An 18,352-nucleotide genomic window follows, 5' to 3' on the forward strand; every position below is an offset into this window, starting at 1 on the left:
ACGCTTTACTTTTGATGGTGTATAGTGGAACCATCATTTAACAACTGCAAAGTCGTTAGGTGATGAAAATTTTTTTTAGTATGCCAAAAGGTGTGCTACAGTACTAGGAGGAAAAAGCAATATGCAAAACGGTAAAGTAAAATGGTTCAATAATGAAAAAGGTTTCGGCTTCATTGAAGTTGAAGGCGGAGACGATGTATTCGTTCACTTCACAGCTATCGAAGGTGACGGCTACAAGTCTTTAGAAGAAGGACAAGAAGTTTCTTTTGAAATCGTTGAAGGTAATCGTGGACCTCAAGCTGCAAACGTAACAAAACTTTAATCAACTAAATCAATGATGAAACGACAAAATAAAGAGAGGCTTATGCCTCTCTTATTTGATTTTCAGCTGAATTTCAATGGCTAAAATATTTTGTTTCAGTCGTTGTTCAATTTCAGAAATATCTTTTTCGAGAAAAGGTCTTCCCTTCTTTGCTACATCTACTAGCTGCTCTAGATCGCTGTATACCTCTTGAAATGTTCGATGTAATACCGTTTCGAAATCCTTATTATCCATGCCGGCCTTCCCCTTTTCCTCTATTATCCGTCACTTAGTCAAAAAGTAACTCAACCAAAACTTTCTATAGTTATATCGGCTCATTTTTCAGAATATGTTCTTTTTTTACACATTCTATCCGTTTTTTTTCATGAGCGGATGTTTGAGCAGGGAAAACCGGGGCGGCAGCCGCTTACTTTTTAAGCAGCGTCTGTCCGTATTCTTTTATTTTCTCTCCTACTGTGCATTGCTGAATACAAAAGGAGTGGGCGTATTTTTTTCCATATTCTTTTCGAAAGTGCTTCTTAATCAAACAATCTGAACAATACGTGTCTTGGAGATCCGTCAATTCTTGTACTGCTGTTTTTTTATCCACATTATTCAGCTCCGTCTGCTTCTAATTTCAATTTACTTTCAATTGGAACGTCTGCAAGCATCTGCCTTGCAAGCTGATCCGCTTCTGCATTTTGTTTACGATCGATGACTTCATAGGTTGGCGTTAGCCTCAGCTCTTTTAAAGCCTCTTCAATCCGGTCGAGCCATTTGTTATGTATATCATCATAACAAGGCCATTCTCCTTTTAATTGATTCATGACAACAAGTGAATCGCCTCTAATCGTGACAGAATTTCTGCTTGCTCCAAGGTCTTTTAAAGCTTTGACTGCCTCAAATAAAGCCGCATACTCTGCTTCATTATTGGTGATTCCTTTGAAGGGCTGATTTTTTCTCAAACGATAAGCATCTTCTCCGAGCTTATAGTAGACGACAACCCCAAGACCAGAGTCGCCTGTTTCTTTGTGAAAACTTGCATCAAAATAGACCTGAAGCTGATCAGGTTCAAGCTTTAGTTCTTCATTTAGCTTTTCAAGTTCTTTAATAGACCACATCGCCCCTTTTTCATCTTCAAATGATAGGAGGGACTGTGGTTCTTTTTTATCGATATGTTTGGCTAAAATCAAGGCCTCTTCTAGCTCCATCCAATCTTCTTGGAAAAAAGCAATGGACCCAATCGATTTCACTTTCATTGTATAGTGTGCTCTTAATTTCATTGATCACATCGCCTTCCCGTGCTTTTAAGGTAAACATACGTTATGCTATAATCAAAAAGTTACATTTTACAATGAGAAAGGAAGTTCATGTCACTTGTTTAATGAAGGTATTTGGATCTTATTTGCGATCATTAATTTTATCATTGTTCTTCTATTTTATAAAGGATTTGGCAAGATGGGCCTTTTCGTCTGGATTGGCTTTGCGACGGTTGCTGCAAATTTACAAGTGGTCAAAACCGTTGAATTGTTTGGCTTAACAGCAACACTTGGAAACATTTTATACGGCAGTGTATTCTTTGCAACGGACGTATTGAATGAAAAATATGGACAAAATGAAGCGAGAAAAGCTGTCTGGATTGGTTTTGCCACCCTTTTAACACTAACCGTTGTCATGCAGGAGGCTTTACTTTTCCATCCCGCTCCATCTGACATTTCTCAAACATCGCTGGAAACCATATTTGGCTTTATGCCAAGGGTCGCTCTTGGCAGTCTTGCTGCTTATATCATCAGTCAAATGTTAGATGTTTATGTATATTCGTTTATTCGCCGGATATTTCCTTCTGATGGTGCGCTCTGGGTGCGCAACGCTGGAAGTACGATGATCAGCCAGCTGCTTGATACACTGATCTTCACAACGATTGCCTTTCTTGGGACCTATCCATTTCATGTATGGATCGAAATCTTCATCACGACTTATGTGATTAAATTTATCGTCGCCGCGATTGCGACACCATACGCGTATGCAGCGAAAAAAATGGTTCCGCTTGATGAAAGGGTGAAATAAATTGCCAGCTGAAATATACATTGATGGTGCTAGCGCAGGTAATCCGGGTCCTTCTGGCATCGGTATTTTCATTAAATATGATGGAAAGGCAGAATCTTTCTCGATTCCTCTTGGATCAATGAGCAATCACGAAGCAGAATTTTCCGCTCTCATTGAAGGGATGAAAATCTGCGTAGAAAAAGGACTGCGATCCGTTTCGTTTCGAACAGATTCACAGGTAGTTGACCGTGCGGCCAATGCAGGATTTGCTAAAAATCCAGCCTTTCAGCATTTTATAAAAGAGATGATCGAGCTTCAAAGCCAGTTTGATTTATTTTTCATTAAGTGGATTCCAAGCAAGGAAAATCAAGTAGCTGATCAGCTCGCTAGAAAAGCGATTCACCTTTCTAAAGGATGAATCGCTTTTTTTCGGTTATGCTAATGTATGAGGTGATACTGATTGGATAAAGAAAATAAAGGTCGTGTCACAAATGGGACAACCCCTCAAGGTGATGCGCAAACAAAAGATAAGCAGCCACTATCTCAGCTCGAAAATAGAGCGAAGAAAAGCAACACAAAAAGATGAATTTAGAGATCAGCTTAGCTTAGCTGATCTCTATTTTACTTAACCGATTTACCATCGGTTCAATTCCTTTGATTTGATGGTATCGCAGCATGGCAGCAGCCCGTTCTTGATTGATGTTCACCTTCGTCTCATCAATTGGACAGCTCAGCGGGACATCACATTTGATCTCTGCCAATAGACGGGAAAGCTTCAAATCTTCTAATCCTGCTTGCATTTTCTTTTGCTGCGCAGCCGTTAGTTCATGAACATTTTCTAATAATCCGTCAATGGTTTGATATGTTTGAATAAATTTTAATGCTGTTTTTTCTCCGATTCCTTTGACGCCTGGGTAATTGTCACTTGAATCCCCCATAAGTGCTTTCATATCGATCAGCGCCTTTGGAGAGATACCCATTTCCTCTTCAAATAAGGCTTTTGTATAATGTTTATAGTTCCCGATTCCTTTTTGCATTAAAGCAACCGTCACTTGTTCATTCAATATCTGCAGCAAATCTCTGTCCCCAGTTAGGACAGTCACACGTGCTTCATTCTGATAGACTGCCGCCAGCGTGCCGATACAATCATCTGCCTCAAAGCCCTTTATACCAACGTTTACAATTCCTAGTTCTTCTGTCGCTTCTTTTGCTAAATCGAATTGCGGAATGAGCTCGACAGGTGCCTCTCCTCGATTTGCTTTATAATCTTGAAACAATTCATTTCGGTATGTTTGGCTTCCCATATCCCAGCAGCAAACAATATGGGTTGGCTCAAATGTCTGAACAGCGGTTAATAAATGCTTCAAATAGCCATTTACTCCATTCGTCGGGACACCGTGATCATTTATCATAAAATTTCGATGGACAGCCGTTGCATAAAACGATCTGAATAGAAGCGCCATGCCATCAACAAGCAATACGTGTTTATTCATTCTTATAAACTCCCTTTTTCAAAACAATACTCCTATTCTATCATAGAACATAGAATTCGACATAAAAAAGGCGCCTTCTTCTTTTGGAAAAGAAGTGGCACCTGGGGATTACTTTTGACCGTATTGCATTTTTTTCGATTCTGCTTCTGCGTAGGACGGCATCTCTTTTTGTTTAGGGTTACGCTCATCCTGCTTTTTTGCATGCTGCTTTTTTTCCATCATCATTCCCCTTTCTCGGTTCACTTGTTAAGATGACCAAAAAAAGAGAAAGTTACTCTTTACTTCTGTTTTCGTTCGACATACTCCCTGACCATATCAATTGTGACATGCTTACGCAGAGGAACAATTCCGCCTCGTGCAAGCTCATTCATCTTCGAGGTAATCGCATTGATCTCGTCAGTTGTAAATGGTTCGTTTTGCTCACACTTGAAAACAGCAGTCTCTATTGCCTGCTCTCTTTTCTGCTCAAGCGCAAGAAACGACTTGATATGAGCATTCTGTTTTTGTGAATGTGCGGAAATCTCTTCGTGTACGCTCGTCATTTTTTATCAACTGCTTTCTTTTTTATATAGTCTATCATGAATCAAATGGTTTTCAACTGGTTCTTCCATTCATTTGTTTGTTTGTATACTTGTTCTATCATCGCCTGCTCTTTCGCATCTGTCGTCAAGCTCATGATAAATGTTTGTTTTTGTTCACTCAGCTGCTTGAGCGCTTCTGTTTCATATCTTTCAGTAAAGGTCTTCACCATCATATCGTATCTGCTCTGTAGTTCTTCTTTTTCTTTATCTGCCCATTTCGTCGTTAACTGGAAAAGAACATCTCGAATCGCTTCAATAAACGCTGCCTTCCCGTTCTGTTCAAAGAAAGCTTTCGCTGATTTTTGCTTCTTTAAGAGCGGCTCAAACGGCATCAGGTCCGCTTCCACTTCAATTTGTTTCAGCTCTGCATTTTTCTCATCTGGCGGCGACAGCCGGAGAGAAAAGTAAGGATCTTCTGCACACGCAGCCTGTAATCCTTTCTCCCACTCCTCTTTGAAGTATTGAGTGATAAACGATTCCATTCGAATATCAAGCGCTTTTATCTCCTGTACAAATTCAAATTCATAATCCTTTAACGCCTGTTCCAGCGCTTTTTTCAACTCCTGTCTGAAGTCCCCTTGAGATATTCCAGGATAAAAGGCTGTCTTTAACAGATCATTTGCATAAAGTGACAAGCGCTGAACAATGTGGTAAAGCTGTTCGTGCAAATCCTTTTTCACACTTTCTGTCACTAGCTTAGATCGTTTAATATGACTCATTTGATCAACGATCGCTTCATAGGATGTGTTTATCTTTTTCTTTTCTGCTTGCTTTTCATCTTCCGACTGATGCAGCGTCTCATGCAGCTTCTCAACTGTTCTACATAATGTACTAGCTTCAAAATACAGAAGCTCAATCGCATCTTTCGTTAATTCTTCCTCAATAAAATAGTCGAGCTGTGTTCTAAGCTGTGCATACTGGTTATAAGGCGACTGTCCCTTTCCTTCGATCTCTTCCTTACTGGATACGTGATGAAGGTTTGGATGCCGGATGCCTTCTTTTGTGAGCTCGTTTTTCACATAGTCAAAGACGGTTTCAAGCTCTGTTTGATCCTTTGCGAGGTCAGCTGCATTGATAATAAAAAACATTTTATCCATGCTAAATGAATCTTTTACAAGACCGAGTTTACGTAAAAATGACCGGTCTGCTTTTGAGAAAGAATGCTGGTAGTAAGTTAAATAAAGAAGGGCATCAGCGTCCTTCATATATTGAAAGGCAATCTCTGTGTGACGTTTATTCATACTGCTGGCGCCTGGTGTATCAACAATCGTCAGTCCTTTATCTGTTAAAGGTGTACTTAAATAGACCGTCACTTCCTTCACCACACAAGAAACAGCCTCTTCTGCCACATATGGCTTTAATTCTTGCAGGGTGACATTGAGCGGTGTTTGTTTTTGAATGGAATCACGGAACTTTTCATGAGCGTTTAAAAAATGGTCAACAATGATGCGGTGATCCTGTTCAAGCTCTCTTTTTTTCAGTGTTCGCTCGAGTTTCGCTTGAAACGTATCTCCCTTTTCTTCTGTTATAGAATAACCGAGAATTTGATCGAGCTCCTCTAATATTTCCTGCTCGGTTTTGAACACTACTTTCACACTTTCATGCGGATGGTCTTCTGTCGGCCGCGTCAGCTTATTGATCGTGGCCGTCGTTGGTGTAGGAGATGATGGCAGCACCTTTCTCCCAACAAGGGCGTTGGCAAACGAAGATTTCCCCGAACTAAAAGCACCGAATAAGGCGAGTGTAAATTCCTTCGCTTGCAGCCGCTTTGTTCTTTTTTCAAAGGACTTTCTTTGAGACCCAAGCGTGTTTAATGGCATTAAAATTTGAGAAAGCTGCTCAAACTGGGCAATCGACTGTGCTGTCGGGATATGCTGTGATTGTCTCATTTGATCAAGCTCTGTCTGCTGCTGATTTTCTTTTTCGCTTTCTTCCGTATGAGTTGATGTTTGATTCTGATTTAGCTCGTCATGCTGCATCCGATGTTTTTTCACATAAAACCAATCTTCTTCGATCTGCTCATTTGTTCCGTTTTGCCATATATCCCAGACATGCTCAATATCTTTTCTGATTTGATCATTTTTTTCCATGCATCGCTCAAGCGCTTGGAGCTCCTGTGCTGCCTGAGCCCATTTATCTTGCTGCTTTCCCTTTTCATTCAGGAGCTGGGTTTTCAGCATCTCGGTCATTTGTTCAATCAATGGTATTGCTTTCTGTTTCGTCTGTCTTTTCAGTGCTTCACCAGCATCTTTTGCATATTGCAAAACGTATTCATTTGAAAATGTCGCACCGTGATGGATCACGTTTTCAAGCAGTGATTCTTCTACAGGCGTTTCAAACGCCATCACTTGATTTAATAATTTTTCACCAAGCTGATGCTTCTTGACTTCTTTTTTGAGCAGCTCAGCAATATGCCAGTCTACTTCTGCTTTCATTCTTGCTTTGACATCTGCTAAGAACTCATTCGCCCGCTTTTCTTTTTCCTGCTCGGTTTTATTTTTAGCGAACAGCAGACCTACCTTAAAGCCAGGTGCTTTCGATTCAATATAATCACTTGCGAGCTCCCTCATTTTAAATGGGGTTAGATTTGCATTTTTTAAAATGTTCTCGACTTCAGAAGACACTTCATCTTCTAACTGTTTTGCTCCATTTTCAATGAAGCTGCTTCTCGCTTCAAGTTCCTTCACTTCTTTTCTTTTTTCTTGAAGCTGTAAATTAAGATCCTCTTCCTGCAGCTCTTCTTTTAATGAGTCAATATGTTCTTTTAAAACATGCTCTATTTTCTGCTCGGTATAGGCCCGAAGCGATGCTTTCGGCAATGTTTGTAATTCTTGCAGTTTCTCGATTAAACGAATCATTTCGTTTCTTGGATGCGACTCATCAGTCACAGATGTAAAGTATAGATGTTCTTCTTCAATGCCTTCTTTTTGAAGCATATCAACTACTTGATTTTTGTAGTCTTCAAACGCTGTCTCATGTTCATCATGTCGATCGACTTGATTGACGATGAAATAAAGATTTGGCACTTTCTCTTTAATGGAGCGAATGAAACGAATGTTTTCCTCCGAATGAACATGGTTGTAATGAACGACATAAAAAAGAGCATCTGCTTGGTGAAGAATAGACGCAGCAGATAAAAAGTGAGCATGATCCGTTGAATCAATTCCGGGCGTATCAATCACTGCCACCTTTTCTTCCAGTCCTCTATAGTCCCCGCTAATTTCCACCATTTCAATCTGTTCTCCATCCTTACAAAAACGCTGAACTGCTTCTTTATCATAAGAACCGCTCATTTTTGCAAAACGGCCATCTGAGGTGTGAAGCTTCACTTCACTCTCCCCTTTCCTCACGACGACCAAGTTTGCACTTGTTGGAATTGGACTCGTTGGCAGGATGTGATCATGAAGCAGATGATTCACAAGTGATGACTTTCCAGCTGAATAGTGGCCGGTAAATGCGATATACACTTCTTCTTCTGCTTCCTTTTTGATAATCGATGCAAGTTTGGCTGCGCGTTCATGATCATCCCTTTTGAGAAGGCTTTGATATAAAGCACCTGTAGTTTGAACGAGCGAATCTCGAATAGACAAGTCTTTCATGACGATAAACCCCTTTGTTTTTAGAAAAGTCAGTTATGTATGTGATACCATTTTACACAAAATGAAGAGATTTTTCTTCTAATCTAAGGAAATAAAAAAAATCTGCTGCCCGATCAGTCGCAATTGACTGCGATCAGGAAGCAGATTTTTTAGAAACACCTTTTAATACGAAGCCAATTAATAGGCTGTATACACAGACCGTACCGAGTAAGAAAACCATTGTCATGTGATCACCGTCCATCCTTCGTGATTGAGAATGCTTATCAATAATGAAAGTGTATCACAATTGATAATGATTTTCAATATTAATTTAACAAATACTGATTGAGCGCTTTCTCTTCTGTTTGAATTCTCACAGCCATCATCCATGCATTTAAACATGTGAACAAAATGGTGGTAAAATAAGCATTAAATAAAAGCGGGATCAGCATAAGCTCAATCGCCACCACGACATAGTTAGGATGCTTTAACCAGCGATAAGGTCCTTTTTTCACCATCATCGCATTTGGTACAACTAAAATCTTTGTATTCCAATACGTCCCAAGAGAACATAATGCCCAGTATCGAATCACCTGTGTGGCCAGCAGGAAAACGAGCAGCACAATAAAATAGCGTGACGGCGGCCTGTTTAACCCCCATACCTCAACCATAAGTGAGAGAAAAAAGCCCGCATGCATAGCGACCATATAAGGATAATGACTTGCACCAAATTCAATGGCACCGATCGCTTTTACTTTCTTTTCATTTCTTTTAGCCACAAGCATTTCAATAAGCCGCTGACAAACGAAAAAACCAATGACGAGCCAAATGATCATGACAAGACCTCCTCCCATTTCATCATCAGCAGCTCTGAGGAAAAGCCCGGACCAAGTGCTCCGCAAAGACCCATATCTCCCGCTTCAGCGGATTGATGTTCAAGATAATGTTTGATCACATACATAACTGTGGCAGAGGACATATTCCCGTGTTGTTTAAGTACTTCTTTTGATGAAAAAAGTTGATCCTCTTGTAAGGATAGACTTTCAATATAGGCGTCAATCACTTTTTTTCCTCCAGGATGAGCAAGAAAAACTGATAGATCTTCTGCCGAATACCCTTGCTGCTCTAAAAATTGATCAACCTGCTCTTTTAACCATCCGGAAATAATGGAAGGAATGTCACGGGAGAAAATAACCCGAAAGCCGTCACTTGTAAATTCCCAGCCCATCACATCCTCAGACTCTTTCATTGTGACGGATTGTGTACCAATCACTTTAGGGACTGTTTTTAGATGGGTATATTCTGATACACCTTTTTCTCCAGTTAAGAGTACCGCTGCTGTCCCGTCTCCGAACAAAGATGTCCCGATTAAATTGCTTTTTGATTGATCTTGCGGCTGGAAAGTTAAACTGCACAGTTCACAGGCGACAACCAGCACCTTTGCTTCTGGAAATGCCCTTATGTACTCGTAAGCCCGGGACAACCCTGCCGCTCCGCCTCCGCACCCTAATCCCCAGATCGGTACTCGTTTCGTATAAGGCGAAAAAGGAAGAACATTCATCAGTTTTGCATCAAGACTTGGTGTCGAAAGTCCGGTGCTTGAAATAAAAAACAATGCATCAATCTCTTCAAACGGAATCGGCTTTTTCAGGAACGCCTTCTCATGAAGACAGTGTATGACCGCTTCTTTTGCATGAGCCAATGCTTTTTCCAAATAGAGATTGTTTTTCTCCTCAAAAGAGTGGTGCGTCTGATACCATTCAATTGGCTGCACAAACTGTCTGCTCTCGATTTCTCCGTTTTGAAAAGCTCTCAGCAGCCGGTCGATATCTTTAAACGATCGTTTAAATTGGGATCTAGCAAAATCAGCCGCCTTTTTCTGATCCACATGATGTTTTGGCAGACTCGTTCCAACAGAAAGAATGTATGCCATCGGCTTCACCTCTTTTTTCGATTAATATCCCCTATCGAAAAAAGGATATACATGCCAAAACGTCACAATTCAGTCAAAATATTTTCCTCCGGCTAACTTTTTGTCTTGACGACAATTGATAAATATTGGATAATATAGGTGAAAACATGATGTAGTTTTCCTCCTTCACAGGTTCGTTCTAAGCCAAGCGAACCTGCTTTTTTTATGCATACTGTACAAGAATTATGTTGATTTAATGAAAAAAGAAAAGGACTCCGTTAATTGGGAGTCCCACTATGAATGACCTCTCTTACGTACACCTAAAGCGCAAAGCTTCGCCTAAATCTTTTCAAGGATTGACTTAATAAAATCAGTTTTTTCATCTGCGTATTTGTGTTTGTCATTTTCATGTAAACTTGACAATTTGAGTTTAAGCTGTTGGTATTCACTTCTAGCTTGCTCGTTATTGCTCAAGTAATCTCTGAAATTTAACTGTTCAAGTAAAAACTTATTGTCTCTTTGGTACATATGGATTTGATGTGTTCTTGGTTCTCCTTTATTAAAGTAGTGTCTTTCAGGTAATACATTTGTTCCTTTATATGAGTAACCGAGTCCTTCCAAAGCTACTACACATTTTTCTCCATCAAAAAAATGATCTATTTCAATTGCAATATCAATAATTGGCTTAGCACTTAAACCTTTTACTGCTGTACTTCCAATATGGTGTACATTGATTATGTATTGACCAATATCACCTATTATCTTGCGCTTTTCTCTTTCAAATTCTTTTGTCCACTCAATAGACCAAGGGACTAAAAAGACTTCCCCTCTTGGTAATCCAAGCATTTGCTTATCCCACCTTTTTAATTTCAACGTCCATTTGGAAAATTTTAATAAACCAAATTTATCATAGGTCTCATTTGTAGAGAGCAGACAGATTTCAATAATAATCCTATTCGTTTAGATCTATTTCCTGGTTGATGTCATTCAATACGATTCTTAACAATTCACTCTCATCTTATTTTATATCTAAAGAAATGAGTTTTCACGTTCACCTTTTACATAGTAGCCAATCACTGATTCAGTTGTACTGACTTTGATTTCTTTTGTTTCTTCTTTATTTTGTAGGGGTAAGAGCTTTTCTCTATGTATTTCGCGATTGATAGCCTCTATCTCCAATATCCACATGAGCATCCTTTTTTCAATGAAATCGTCATTTTACAACACACGGAATCTCCCTTCACTTCGCATTAATGGTTAAAACTGTTGCTATCTTAGCGTATAAATATCAACGTTTCGATCATTATTCAGAATTATTTCATTTAAACATGAATGGGTCACCTTTTATTCTGATCAACACAAAGAAATAACCATAAAATGCTAATTTATTTGATTATTATATATGAAAAGGTGTTTTTTTCCTGTATACTTAATCAATATGAACACCATGAAAAACAGTGAAAAAAGACAGAATCTACTACATGATTCGGCACAAAATTTAATTGACTGGAGTGATTGTAATGAAAAAGGTGTCCAAAAAACAGACACCCTACAACACGATACTTCTCTCGAAGATAATTGGTTTAGTGCTTCTTACACTGTTTCTCTTTTTTATCTGGGATATGTCTAAACCCCATTTGCAGGCGACAAATGGGCAAGCAAAAAATGTTGCTAGCAGTGACCTCCGTGACACAAGCATCAGTCTGAAAGCAAAAGATCAGTCTACAAGAACATTGGATACACATTTTAAGACCAATCCAAACCAACAGGCAACGAATAAAACGGTCTTTTTAACATTTGATGATGGTCCTTCTGCTACATCAAATCAGCTGTTAAATGTATTAAAAGCACATCACGTGAAGGCAACATTCTTCATGCTTGGACCGCAAATCCAAGCACACCAATCAGCTGTGAAAAGACTTTATCAAGAAGGACATCAATTAGGTCTTCATGGCATGACGCATGATATAAACCTCTTTTATCAGAACAGCGAGTCTCCCGCAAATGAAATGAGAGAAGCTCAGCGTATTCTTGCCTCTGTTACAGGCGTCTACAGCCGTCTTGTAAGAACCCCCTATGGCAGTGTTCCAAATTTAACATATCATCAAAAAGTACGTTTAATCCAAAATGGCTTTATTTACTGGGATTGGACGATTGATAGCCTTGACTGGAGATATAAAAACTCACAATATGTTCCAGAGGTGTTGAATCAACTGCAAATGTTTGAGATAAATAAACCATGGGAACCAAAAGTGATTTTAATGCATGATCAACCCTCTACCACGAACTATTTAGATAGCCTGATTACACAACTAAAAGCAAGGGGCTATACATTTGCAGTCATTAACGAAACAATGCCACCGGTACAACATTAATAGCACTAATCACAAAAAGCCCGTATCCAAAAGATGCGGGCTTTCAGCCTGTAGACAAACCCTCACACGCTCCTTCCTAGGATTCTAGAACTTCAAAGGTTTTTTATCAAGCTAAAAAGAAGACAAAGAGCTAAAATAAGTCATTTTAGCTCTTTGTCCATAATCTGAACCCCTCTCCAAGAGAGGGGTTTACATAACAGATTGCTTAGGTTCTTCTACCAGGTCATGCCCGGCTTCTTTTTTAAATGGAATCATGTGATAAATAATATGAAGCAAAATAGCGGTAAAGCTTCCGGCCACAATTCCATTACTTGTTAATAATTTAATCGAATCTGGCAGATGCTCAAACATTTGCGGTACGACAGTAACTCCTAAGCCGATTCCCACGGAGCAAGCAACGATCAGCAAGTTCTCCTGCTTTGCAAAGTCCACGCGCGAGAGCATTTTAATACCGTATGCAATGACCATGCCAAACATGGCAACCATTGCACCGCCAAGGACTGACTTTGGAATAATCGTCGTAAAGGCAGCGATCTTAGGAAAAAGACCAAATAACATGAGCAATGCTCCTGTTACAACAATGACTTGGTTTTTCTTGACGCCTGTTAACTGGATCAATCCAACGTTTTGCGAGTAGGCTGTGTACGGAAAAGCATTAAAGATTCCGCCTAATAACACAGCAATCCCCTCTGCCCGATAGCCTTTGGCCAAATCCTTCTCTTTTAATGACCGGTTTGTTAAATCACCTAATGCGAAATAAACGCCTGTTGATTCAACTAATGACACAATCGCAACTAACGTCATGGTCATGATCGGTGCAAATTCAAAGGTCGGCATCCCAAAATAAAATGGCTCAATCATACGGAAAACCTGAGCGTTTGCCACCTCAGCTGTTTCCACTTTCCCCATAAACGCAGCAACTGCTGTCCCAAGAAGAATACCGATTAAAATGGCGATCGCCTTCATAAATCCTTTCGTGAATCGATAGAGCAGTACAATGATAAACAGTACAAGGAAAGCGAGTCCTAGATTTTCAAAAGAACCATAGTCTGCACTTCCTTCTCCTCCTGCCATATTGTTCATCGCTACAGGAATGAGGGTGATACCAATAATGGTGACGACAGAACCTGTGACAACAGGCGGGAAAAATTTCACAAGCTTTCCAAAGAAAAATGAAAGAAGAATAATAATACATCCTGAAGCGATAATACTTCCATAGATAGACGAAATTCCATACTTAGAGCCAATCGCAATCATCGGCGAAACCGCAGTAAATGTACAGCCTAATACAACAGGCAGACCGATCCCAAAGAAGCGGTTTTTCCATACTTGAAGCAATGTGGCAGCCCCGCACATGAAAATATCCGCAGAGATTAAGTAAGTCAGCTGTGCAGGCGTGAGCCCGAGCGCATCTCCAACAATGAGCGGTACAAGAACAGCACCTGCATACATTGCCAGTACATGCTGAATACCCAGTGAGAGCGTTTTGGCTTTTTTAGCGGCACTCATGATTGTACCTCCCGTACAAACGTGACTTTCCCTTCCTCAAGTGATTCAATACGTGCAAGAGACTCAACGCGGTAGCCCATTTGCACAAGCGCATTTCTTCCAGGCTGGAATGATTTTTCAATGACAATGCCAATTCCGGCTACTTTCGCCTTCGCCTGCTTTGCAATCGCAGCAAGCCCTTTCGCAGCTTCACCATTCGCTAAAAAGTCATCGATGATTAACACACAATCATTTTCACTCAGATGCGTATTTGAAACAGCAATCGTGCTTTCTACTTTTTTTGTAAAAGAGTACACACTAGCTGTTAACAGGTTATCCGTTAATGTGAGTGATTGACGTTTTCTTGCAAACACAACAGGTACTTGAAGAGCAAGCCCAGCCATCACAGCAGGTGCGATGCCAGAAGATTCAATTGTGATGATTTTTGTAATGCCATCCTGCTTAAATAATCTAGCAAACTCTTGCCCGATCTCATGCATTAACACAGGATCAATTTGATGATTTAAAAAAGCATCTACCTTTAACACTTGATTTGACAGAACGATTCCTTCGTTCTCAATTTTTTGACGTAACAATTCCATCATTCTTCCCCCTAGCATATTGGCAAACATTCAATTTTTGGCATAAAAAAAGCATTGCTGTCCATGAGGAGCAAGCAATGCGAAAACGATCAACGGATCTTCAGCTCAAACAAGAGCTGTTTCATTTTGCTCACTCATAGTCGGACCTTATCGGTGTCCGGTAGAAACTTGCGTGCCATCATCACGCGATTATATGAGTGTTATAGTGTTCAAATTATAACAAGATTTCAGACGCTTGGAAAGCACTTTTCTAGAAAAATACCGAACTTAAATAATAGATCTGAACAAAATGTTCGTTTTTAGAATATTCAAGCATCAAAAAAGCACCCCTCTCATGAAAGGGTGCCCTTCTTTTATGATAAATACAGTTTCGTATATTTATCCGTTAAGTAGTCGATTAAATATTGAACATTTAATTCTTCGCCTGTTGCATCTTGAATGATTTCAGATGGCTTTTTCCGTTTACCATGCTGGTGAACATGTTCCGTCAGCCATGCTTTTATCGGTGCAAAAGACCCAGTTTGAATGAGCTCATCAAAATTTGGTAAATCTTTGATCATTTGCTGCTTTAATTGCGCTGCATACATATAACCAAGAGCATATGAAGGGAAATAGCCAAAGCTTCCATCAGACCAGTGAACATCCTGTAAGATACCGAGTGCATCATTAGGAGGCGTAATGCCAAGATACGCTTGATATTTTTCATTCCAAAGTGCAGGCAGATCTTCAACTGCTACTTCTTCATTGAAAATCGCTTTCTCAATTTCATAGCGGATGATAATGTGAAGCGGATACGTCAGTTCATCGGCTTCAATTCGAATGTAAGTCGGCTTCGATTCATTCACTGCATGCACAAAGTCTTCTAAAGAAACATCTTTAAATTGCTCAGGAGAAGCTTCTTGCAGCTTTTGATAATACGTTTTCCAGAAATCTTCGTGTCTGCCGATAAAGTTCTCAAAGAAAAGGGACTGTGATTCATGGATTCCCATCGAAGTCCCATCACATAAAAGTGTTCCGCTCAGTGCTTCATCAATGTTTTGCTCATAGATCGCATGACCACATTCATGAATCGTTCCAAAGATCGCCATTCGAAAATCATGCTCATCATAACGGGTCGTCACACGTACGTCACCTCTGCTTAACGTTACAGCAAATGGATGGACTGTTGTATCAAGACGGCCTGCGTCAAAGTCATATCCTAATTCTTTTAAGAAAAAGAGACTCAATTCCTTTTGTTTATCGATTGGGAAGCTTTTCGATAAAAATGAAGTATCCGGCTTATTAGGTGAGGCTTCGATTTTTTTCACAAGAGGAACAATAGCGTCACGAAGTGCACCAAATTTTTGATCAAGCTGTTCAACCGTCATATCTGGCTCATAGTTATTGAGCAGCACATCATAAGGCGTTTTTTTCACGCCCCAATATTGGATGAAACGCTTGTTAAAGTCAATAAGCTGTTTTAAGTATGGTGCAAAGAGTGAAAAGTCTGATTTCTCCCTTGCTTCTACCCAAACATGCTCTGCTTTTGATTGTAAAATCGAGTATTCTTTAAATTCTTCTTTCGGAATTTTACTGTTTTCATCATACTCTTTTTGTGATAATTCGAGCGCCTTCTGTGTATCTTTTGACAGCTCATCTCGATGTTTGTTTAATGCTAGAAGAAGATCTCTCATTTCATCAGAAGTCTTCATATTAAAAATATCACTTGATAATTGACCGATCGTTTCAGCTCTAAAATCCGCACTTTTTTTAGGTGCTTGTGTTCTAGAGTCCCAGTAAAGTAAATGGAGCGCCTCTGTATAATGGGCGATTTTCCCTAGTAATTGATAAAACGCTTTCTCAGTTGCTTCAAGACTCATGCGTTTGTTCCCCCAATCAATAAAATATGTATGTACGTTTCAAGGCTACTTCAATGAATGTTCTTTTGTCAATGAAAAAGGAGGATACACCATGGTATCCTCCTCATTTGCAAGTTTTCACCTATTTAAGATATGATGATGGGCTTCACTGGCAGGACGGATTCAATTTTACTTTGAAGTTCAGTATCTTCCTTACGATCAAAGTAAATATGAATGCTTCCTGCATCTTGGCTTGTCCGGATCAGTCTTCCGATCCCTTGGCGTAAGCGAAGCAGCATATACGGAAGGTCAACTTCAGCATGTGCATCCTTTGCTTCATTCCGTTTCGCTTCAAATACTGGATCATGCGGCGGATAAGGAAGTCCCCAGATGATCACATTCGTTAATGATTCACCTGGAATATCAAGCCCTTCCCACAGATGAACTGAGCATAACACGGATGTCTCATCAGCTTGGAACTTTTGAACAATCGTGCTGATTTCCTCGTCTCCCTCAAAATATACGTCAAACGGCAATGATTCATTTGCTGCTTCAAGTTGTTTTCTAAAGAAATGAAGTTCATCAAATGAAGGGAAGAGAATCAGAGATCGTCCTCCATTTTCTTTCAGCTGAGTCATCACTTGCTGTGCTTTTGCCTCTTGCTCAGCGAGCTGCTGAATTCCGTGGAAGTAAATCTTCATTTGTTCATCGTAATCATACGGCGAAGCGACACTCATTGATAAGTAATCTTTAATCCCAAGACTTTCAGCTAAATAATCAAAGGATTGATTCTCAGACAATGTAGCGGAAGAGAAAATATATGGTCTTTTTTGCGAGAATACTTTTTCGCCAAGCACCTCTGCGACCGTTTTCGGCATCACAACAAATGTTGTATCTAATTCCTGTTTTTCCAGCCAGCTAATGGCATTTTTTTGATAAAGCGATAAAGAATACGCCATTTGTTCAATGTACTCTTCCACAACAGATAATTCGTATTGATCGATCGTATACATCTCAGATTCAAACACGAGCGCTTCTCCGATTTTTTCAAGCAAGTCACACAATTCACTTGCAGAATGCTTCACCTCATCGACACGCCCAATTTCAAGCCGGTGCGAGCCTTTGACTTCTTTGGCATGCGTTTTTAAGAGATAAAAGAACTCATCGTTTGTTGCAAGTGCATCTTCAACAAGCTCTGCAAATTCTTCGCGTATGTCGTTTTGCAAAAGACGTTCCAAAAATGTTTCGAGCGTTGATTGCTTCACTCGGTACGTTAACGCTTTTTGTGCGGCAAACTCGAGAAGATGTCCCTCATCAAATACGACGGAGCTATGCTCAGGAAGCAGCGGAAGCTGGCCCTCACGTTTCCGGGATTCCTTTGTCCACACATGCTCCATGTAAAAATCATGTGAACAGATGATGAGATCTGTCGCTTTCCGGTAATGATCTCTTGATAAATTCAGACCGCAGCGATGACGCATATCGCACGTCAGGCAGTCCTGAAACGAGTCATAGCCAATTCGTGACCATTCATCATTTGATAACTCTGGATACTCTTTTCGATCGCCATACGGATAAAAGGTTTGCATGCCATGTGATTCATGAACAAATGAAGGCAGTGATTCATAAATATCGAGCCACTTTTCATCATCTTCACGCTGCATCGTTTTCTCCAGCTTCTTTAAGCATAAATATTGATCATGCGATTTACTTAATCTCGCATCTATTTGAATATCAAGGTGATTGGCAATTTTATAGATATCACCTTCTTGTTTAACGAGCTGTTCAATTAACGTTTCGTCTGCACATGCAATAATCGCAGGCTTCCCTGTATACCTTGCATATGTGACGGCAAATAATAGATAGACGATGGTTTTGCCTGTGCCTACCCCAGCTTCGGCAAACATCACACTTTTTTCTTTAAAGGCTCTTTCTAGTTGAAAAGCCATAAATATTTGTTCATCTCGAAGATCAAAGCCCTTTTCTGGCAAAATGTCATAAAACACATCACCAATCCAGTTGCCCAGTTCTTCGTAAAAATTGTGTTCTTTTGATAATGAAAAAGGCAAACGAGATGCTGTCACCTGCTTCAACCCCCAACTTTTGAATCATTCAGACATTCAATAGTACCATTTACG

The 18,352-nt window shown here is 39.9% G+C and carries 19 protein-coding genes and 1 riboswitch; of the genes, 5 read left to right on the plus strand and 14 right to left on the minus strand.

Features of this window, described 5'->3' with window-relative positions; genetic code table 11:
• Window positions 1–121 precede the first annotated feature (121 nt).
• The gene (gene cspD, locus AAZR19_RS13555) at window positions 122–322 is read left to right on the plus strand and encodes a cold-shock protein CspD (RefSeq protein WP_024422747.1); all 201 of its coding nucleotides are present in this window, start codon (window positions 122–124) and stop codon (window positions 320–322) included.
• A gap of 51 nt (window positions 323–373) precedes the next feature.
• On the opposite strand, the gene AAZR19_RS13560 is transcribed toward cspD, so the two are convergent.
• From AAZR19_RS13560 to AAZR19_RS13570, 3 genes are all read right to left on the minus strand, one after another.
• Window positions 374–556, minus strand: coding sequence for a hypothetical protein (locus AAZR19_RS13560; protein WP_008346368.1), 183 nt, complete (start codon window positions 554–556; stop codon window positions 374–376).
• Between the two features lie 172 nt (window positions 557–728).
• Window positions 729–911 (minus strand): zinc-finger domain-containing protein, encoded by a 183-nt coding sequence (locus AAZR19_RS13565; protein ID WP_024422748.1) that lies wholly within the window; start codon window positions 909–911, stop codon window positions 729–731.
• Between the two features lies 1 nt (window position 912).
• Window positions 913–1,584 (minus strand): ribonuclease H family protein, encoded by a 672-nt coding sequence (locus AAZR19_RS13570; protein ID WP_041109557.1) that lies wholly within the window; start codon window positions 1,582–1,584, stop codon window positions 913–915.
• A gap of 94 nt (window positions 1,585–1,678) precedes the next feature.
• On the opposite strand from AAZR19_RS13570, the gene AAZR19_RS13575 reads away from it, so the two are divergent.
• The 3 genes from AAZR19_RS13575 to AAZR19_RS13585 are packed head-to-tail and all read left to right on the plus strand — an operon-like array spanning window position 1,679 to window position 2,933.
• On the plus strand, window positions 1,679–2,368 hold the full coding sequence (locus AAZR19_RS13575; protein WP_024422750.1) for a queuosine precursor transporter: 690 nt from the start codon (window positions 1,679–1,681) through the stop codon (window positions 2,366–2,368).
• A gap of 1 nt (window position 2,369) precedes the next feature.
• Complete coding sequence (locus AAZR19_RS13580; protein WP_041109559.1) at window positions 2,370–2,765, plus strand: reverse transcriptase-like protein; 396 nt, start codon at window positions 2,370–2,372, stop codon at window positions 2,763–2,765.
• A 42-nt stretch (window positions 2,766–2,807) separates the two neighbouring features.
• Window positions 2,808–2,933 (plus strand): hypothetical protein, encoded by a 126-nt coding sequence (locus tag AAZR19_RS13585; protein WP_003215584.1) that lies wholly within the window; start codon window positions 2,808–2,810, stop codon window positions 2,931–2,933.
• A 19-nt stretch (window positions 2,934–2,952) separates the two neighbouring features.
• Here the strand turns inward: AAZR19_RS13585 and AAZR19_RS13590 are convergent, their stop codons facing one another.
• The 7 genes from AAZR19_RS13590 to AAZR19_RS13620 form a co-directional block, all read right to left on the minus strand.
• Window positions 2,953–3,840 (minus strand): 5'-3' exonuclease, encoded by an 888-nt coding sequence (locus AAZR19_RS13590; RefSeq protein WP_024428128.1) that lies wholly within the window; start codon window positions 3,838–3,840, stop codon window positions 2,953–2,955.
• A gap of 278 nt (window positions 3,841–4,118) precedes the next feature.
• Window positions 4,119–4,382 (minus strand): YpbS family protein, encoded by a 264-nt coding sequence (locus tag AAZR19_RS13595; RefSeq protein WP_041109561.1) that lies wholly within the window; start codon window positions 4,380–4,382, stop codon window positions 4,119–4,121.
• A gap of 41 nt (window positions 4,383–4,423) precedes the next feature.
• Window positions 4,424–8,020: a dynamin family protein gene (locus AAZR19_RS13600; protein WP_434703499.1), complete on the minus strand. Its 3,597-nt coding sequence runs from the start codon at window positions 8,018–8,020 to the stop codon at window positions 4,424–4,426.
• Window positions 8,021–8,153: 133 nt separating this feature from the next.
• On the minus strand, window positions 8,154–8,261 hold the full coding sequence (gene fbpC / locus AAZR19_RS13605) for a Fur-regulated basic protein FbpC (protein ID WP_306299200.1): 108 nt from the start codon (window positions 8,259–8,261) through the stop codon (window positions 8,154–8,156).
• Between the two features lie 64 nt (window positions 8,262–8,325).
• Complete coding sequence (locus AAZR19_RS13610; protein WP_434703501.1) at window positions 8,326–8,835, minus strand: isoprenylcysteine carboxyl methyltransferase family protein; 510 nt, start codon at window positions 8,833–8,835, stop codon at window positions 8,326–8,328.
• Window positions 8,832–9,932 (minus strand): type III polyketide synthase, encoded by a 1,101-nt coding sequence (locus AAZR19_RS13615; protein WP_434703503.1) that lies wholly within the window; start codon window positions 9,930–9,932, stop codon window positions 8,832–8,834. Before AAZR19_RS13615 ends, AAZR19_RS13610 begins: the two co-directional genes overlap by 4 nt.
• 318 nt (window positions 9,933–10,250) lie before the next feature.
• Window positions 10,251–10,757, minus strand: a complete 507-nt coding sequence (locus AAZR19_RS13620) for a GrpB family protein (protein WP_041109567.1) — start codon at window positions 10,755–10,757, stop codon at window positions 10,251–10,253.
• Window positions 10,758–11,431: 674 nt separating this feature from the next.
• Between AAZR19_RS13620 and AAZR19_RS13625 the strand changes: the two genes are divergently transcribed.
• Entirely contained in the window at window positions 11,432–12,286 is an 855-nt protein-coding gene (locus AAZR19_RS13625) for a polysaccharide deacetylase family protein (RefSeq protein ID WP_041109569.1), read from the plus strand.
• A 189-nt stretch (window positions 12,287–12,475) separates the two neighbouring features.
• Here AAZR19_RS13625 and pbuX read toward each other — a convergent pair whose 3' ends face one another.
• From pbuX to AAZR19_RS13645, 4 genes are all read right to left on the minus strand, one after another.
• Entirely contained in the window at window positions 12,476–13,795 is a 1,320-nt protein-coding gene (gene pbuX, locus AAZR19_RS13630; RefSeq protein WP_087975882.1) for a xanthine permease PbuX, read from the minus strand.
• A complete protein-coding gene (gene xpt, locus AAZR19_RS13635; protein ID WP_395893876.1) occupies window positions 13,792–14,376 on the minus strand; it encodes a xanthine phosphoribosyltransferase in 585 nt (194 codons plus the stop codon). Before xpt ends, pbuX begins: the two co-directional genes overlap by 4 nt.
• A 117-nt stretch (window positions 14,377–14,493) precedes the next feature.
• Window positions 14,494–14,593: riboswitch (purine riboswitch) on the minus strand.
• A 136-nt stretch (window positions 14,594–14,729) separates the two neighbouring features.
• Window positions 14,730–16,235, minus strand: coding sequence for a carboxypeptidase M32 (locus AAZR19_RS13640; RefSeq protein ID WP_041109575.1), 1,506 nt, complete (start codon window positions 16,233–16,235; stop codon window positions 14,730–14,732).
• Window positions 16,236–16,360: 125 nt separating this feature from the next.
• Window positions 16,361–18,298, minus strand: coding sequence for an ATP-dependent DNA helicase (locus tag AAZR19_RS13645; RefSeq protein WP_434703507.1), 1,938 nt, complete (start codon window positions 18,296–18,298; stop codon window positions 16,361–16,363).
• Window positions 18,299–18,352 lie beyond the last annotated feature (54 nt).

Source organism: Bacillus sp. Je.9.29.b (assembly GCF_051129925.1).
Classification (GTDB): domain Bacteria; phylum Bacillota; class Bacilli; order Bacillales; family Bacillaceae; genus Bacillus; species Bacillus safensis.

Excerpts from the sequence above, each read along its gene's own strand:
- cspD (WP_024422747.1), top strand. The coding sequence starts at position 122 with ATGCAAAACGGTAAAGTAAAATGGTTCAATAATGAAAAAGGTTTCGGC.
- AAZR19_RS13560 (WP_008346368.1), bottom strand. The coding sequence starts at position 556 with ATGGATAATAAGGATTTCGAAACGGTATTACATCGAACATTTCAAGAG.
- AAZR19_RS13570 (WP_041109557.1), bottom strand. The coding sequence starts at position 1,584 with ATGAAATTAAGAGCACACTATACAATGAAAGTGAAATCGATTGGGTCC.
- AAZR19_RS13590 (WP_024428128.1), bottom strand. The coding sequence starts at position 3,840 with ATGAATAAACACGTATTGCTTGTTGATGGCATGGCGCTTCTATTCAGA.
- AAZR19_RS13595 (WP_041109561.1), bottom strand. The coding sequence starts at position 4,382 with ATGACGAGCGTACACGAAGAGATTTCCGCACATTCACAAAAACAGAAT.
- AAZR19_RS13600 (WP_434703499.1), bottom strand. The coding sequence starts at position 8,020 with ATGAAAGACTTGTCTATTCGAGATTCGCTCGTTCAAACTACAGGTGCT.
- fbpC (WP_306299200.1), bottom strand. The coding sequence starts at position 8,261 with ATGGACGGTGATCACATGACAATGGTTTTCTTACTCGGTACGGTCTGT.
- AAZR19_RS13610 (WP_434703501.1), bottom strand. The coding sequence starts at position 8,835 with ATGATCATTTGGCTCGTCATTGGTTTTTTCGTTTGTCAGCGGCTTATT.
- AAZR19_RS13615 (WP_434703503.1), bottom strand. The coding sequence starts at position 9,932 with ATGGCATACATTCTTTCTGTTGGAACGAGTCTGCCAAAACATCATGTG.
- AAZR19_RS13620 (WP_041109567.1), bottom strand. The coding sequence starts at position 10,757 with ATGCTTGGATTACCAAGAGGGGAAGTCTTTTTAGTCCCTTGGTCTATT.
- AAZR19_RS13625 (WP_041109569.1), top strand. The coding sequence starts at position 11,432 with ATGAAAAAGGTGTCCAAAAAACAGACACCCTACAACACGATACTTCTC.
- pbuX (WP_087975882.1), bottom strand. The coding sequence starts at position 13,795 with ATGAGTGCCGCTAAAAAAGCCAAAACGCTCTCACTGGGTATTCAGCAT.
- xpt (WP_395893876.1), bottom strand. The coding sequence starts at position 14,376 with ATGGAATTGTTACGTCAAAAAATTGAGAACGAAGGAATCGTTCTGTCA.
- AAZR19_RS13640 (WP_041109575.1), bottom strand. The coding sequence starts at position 16,235 with ATGAGTCTTGAAGCAACTGAGAAAGCGTTTTATCAATTACTAGGGAAA.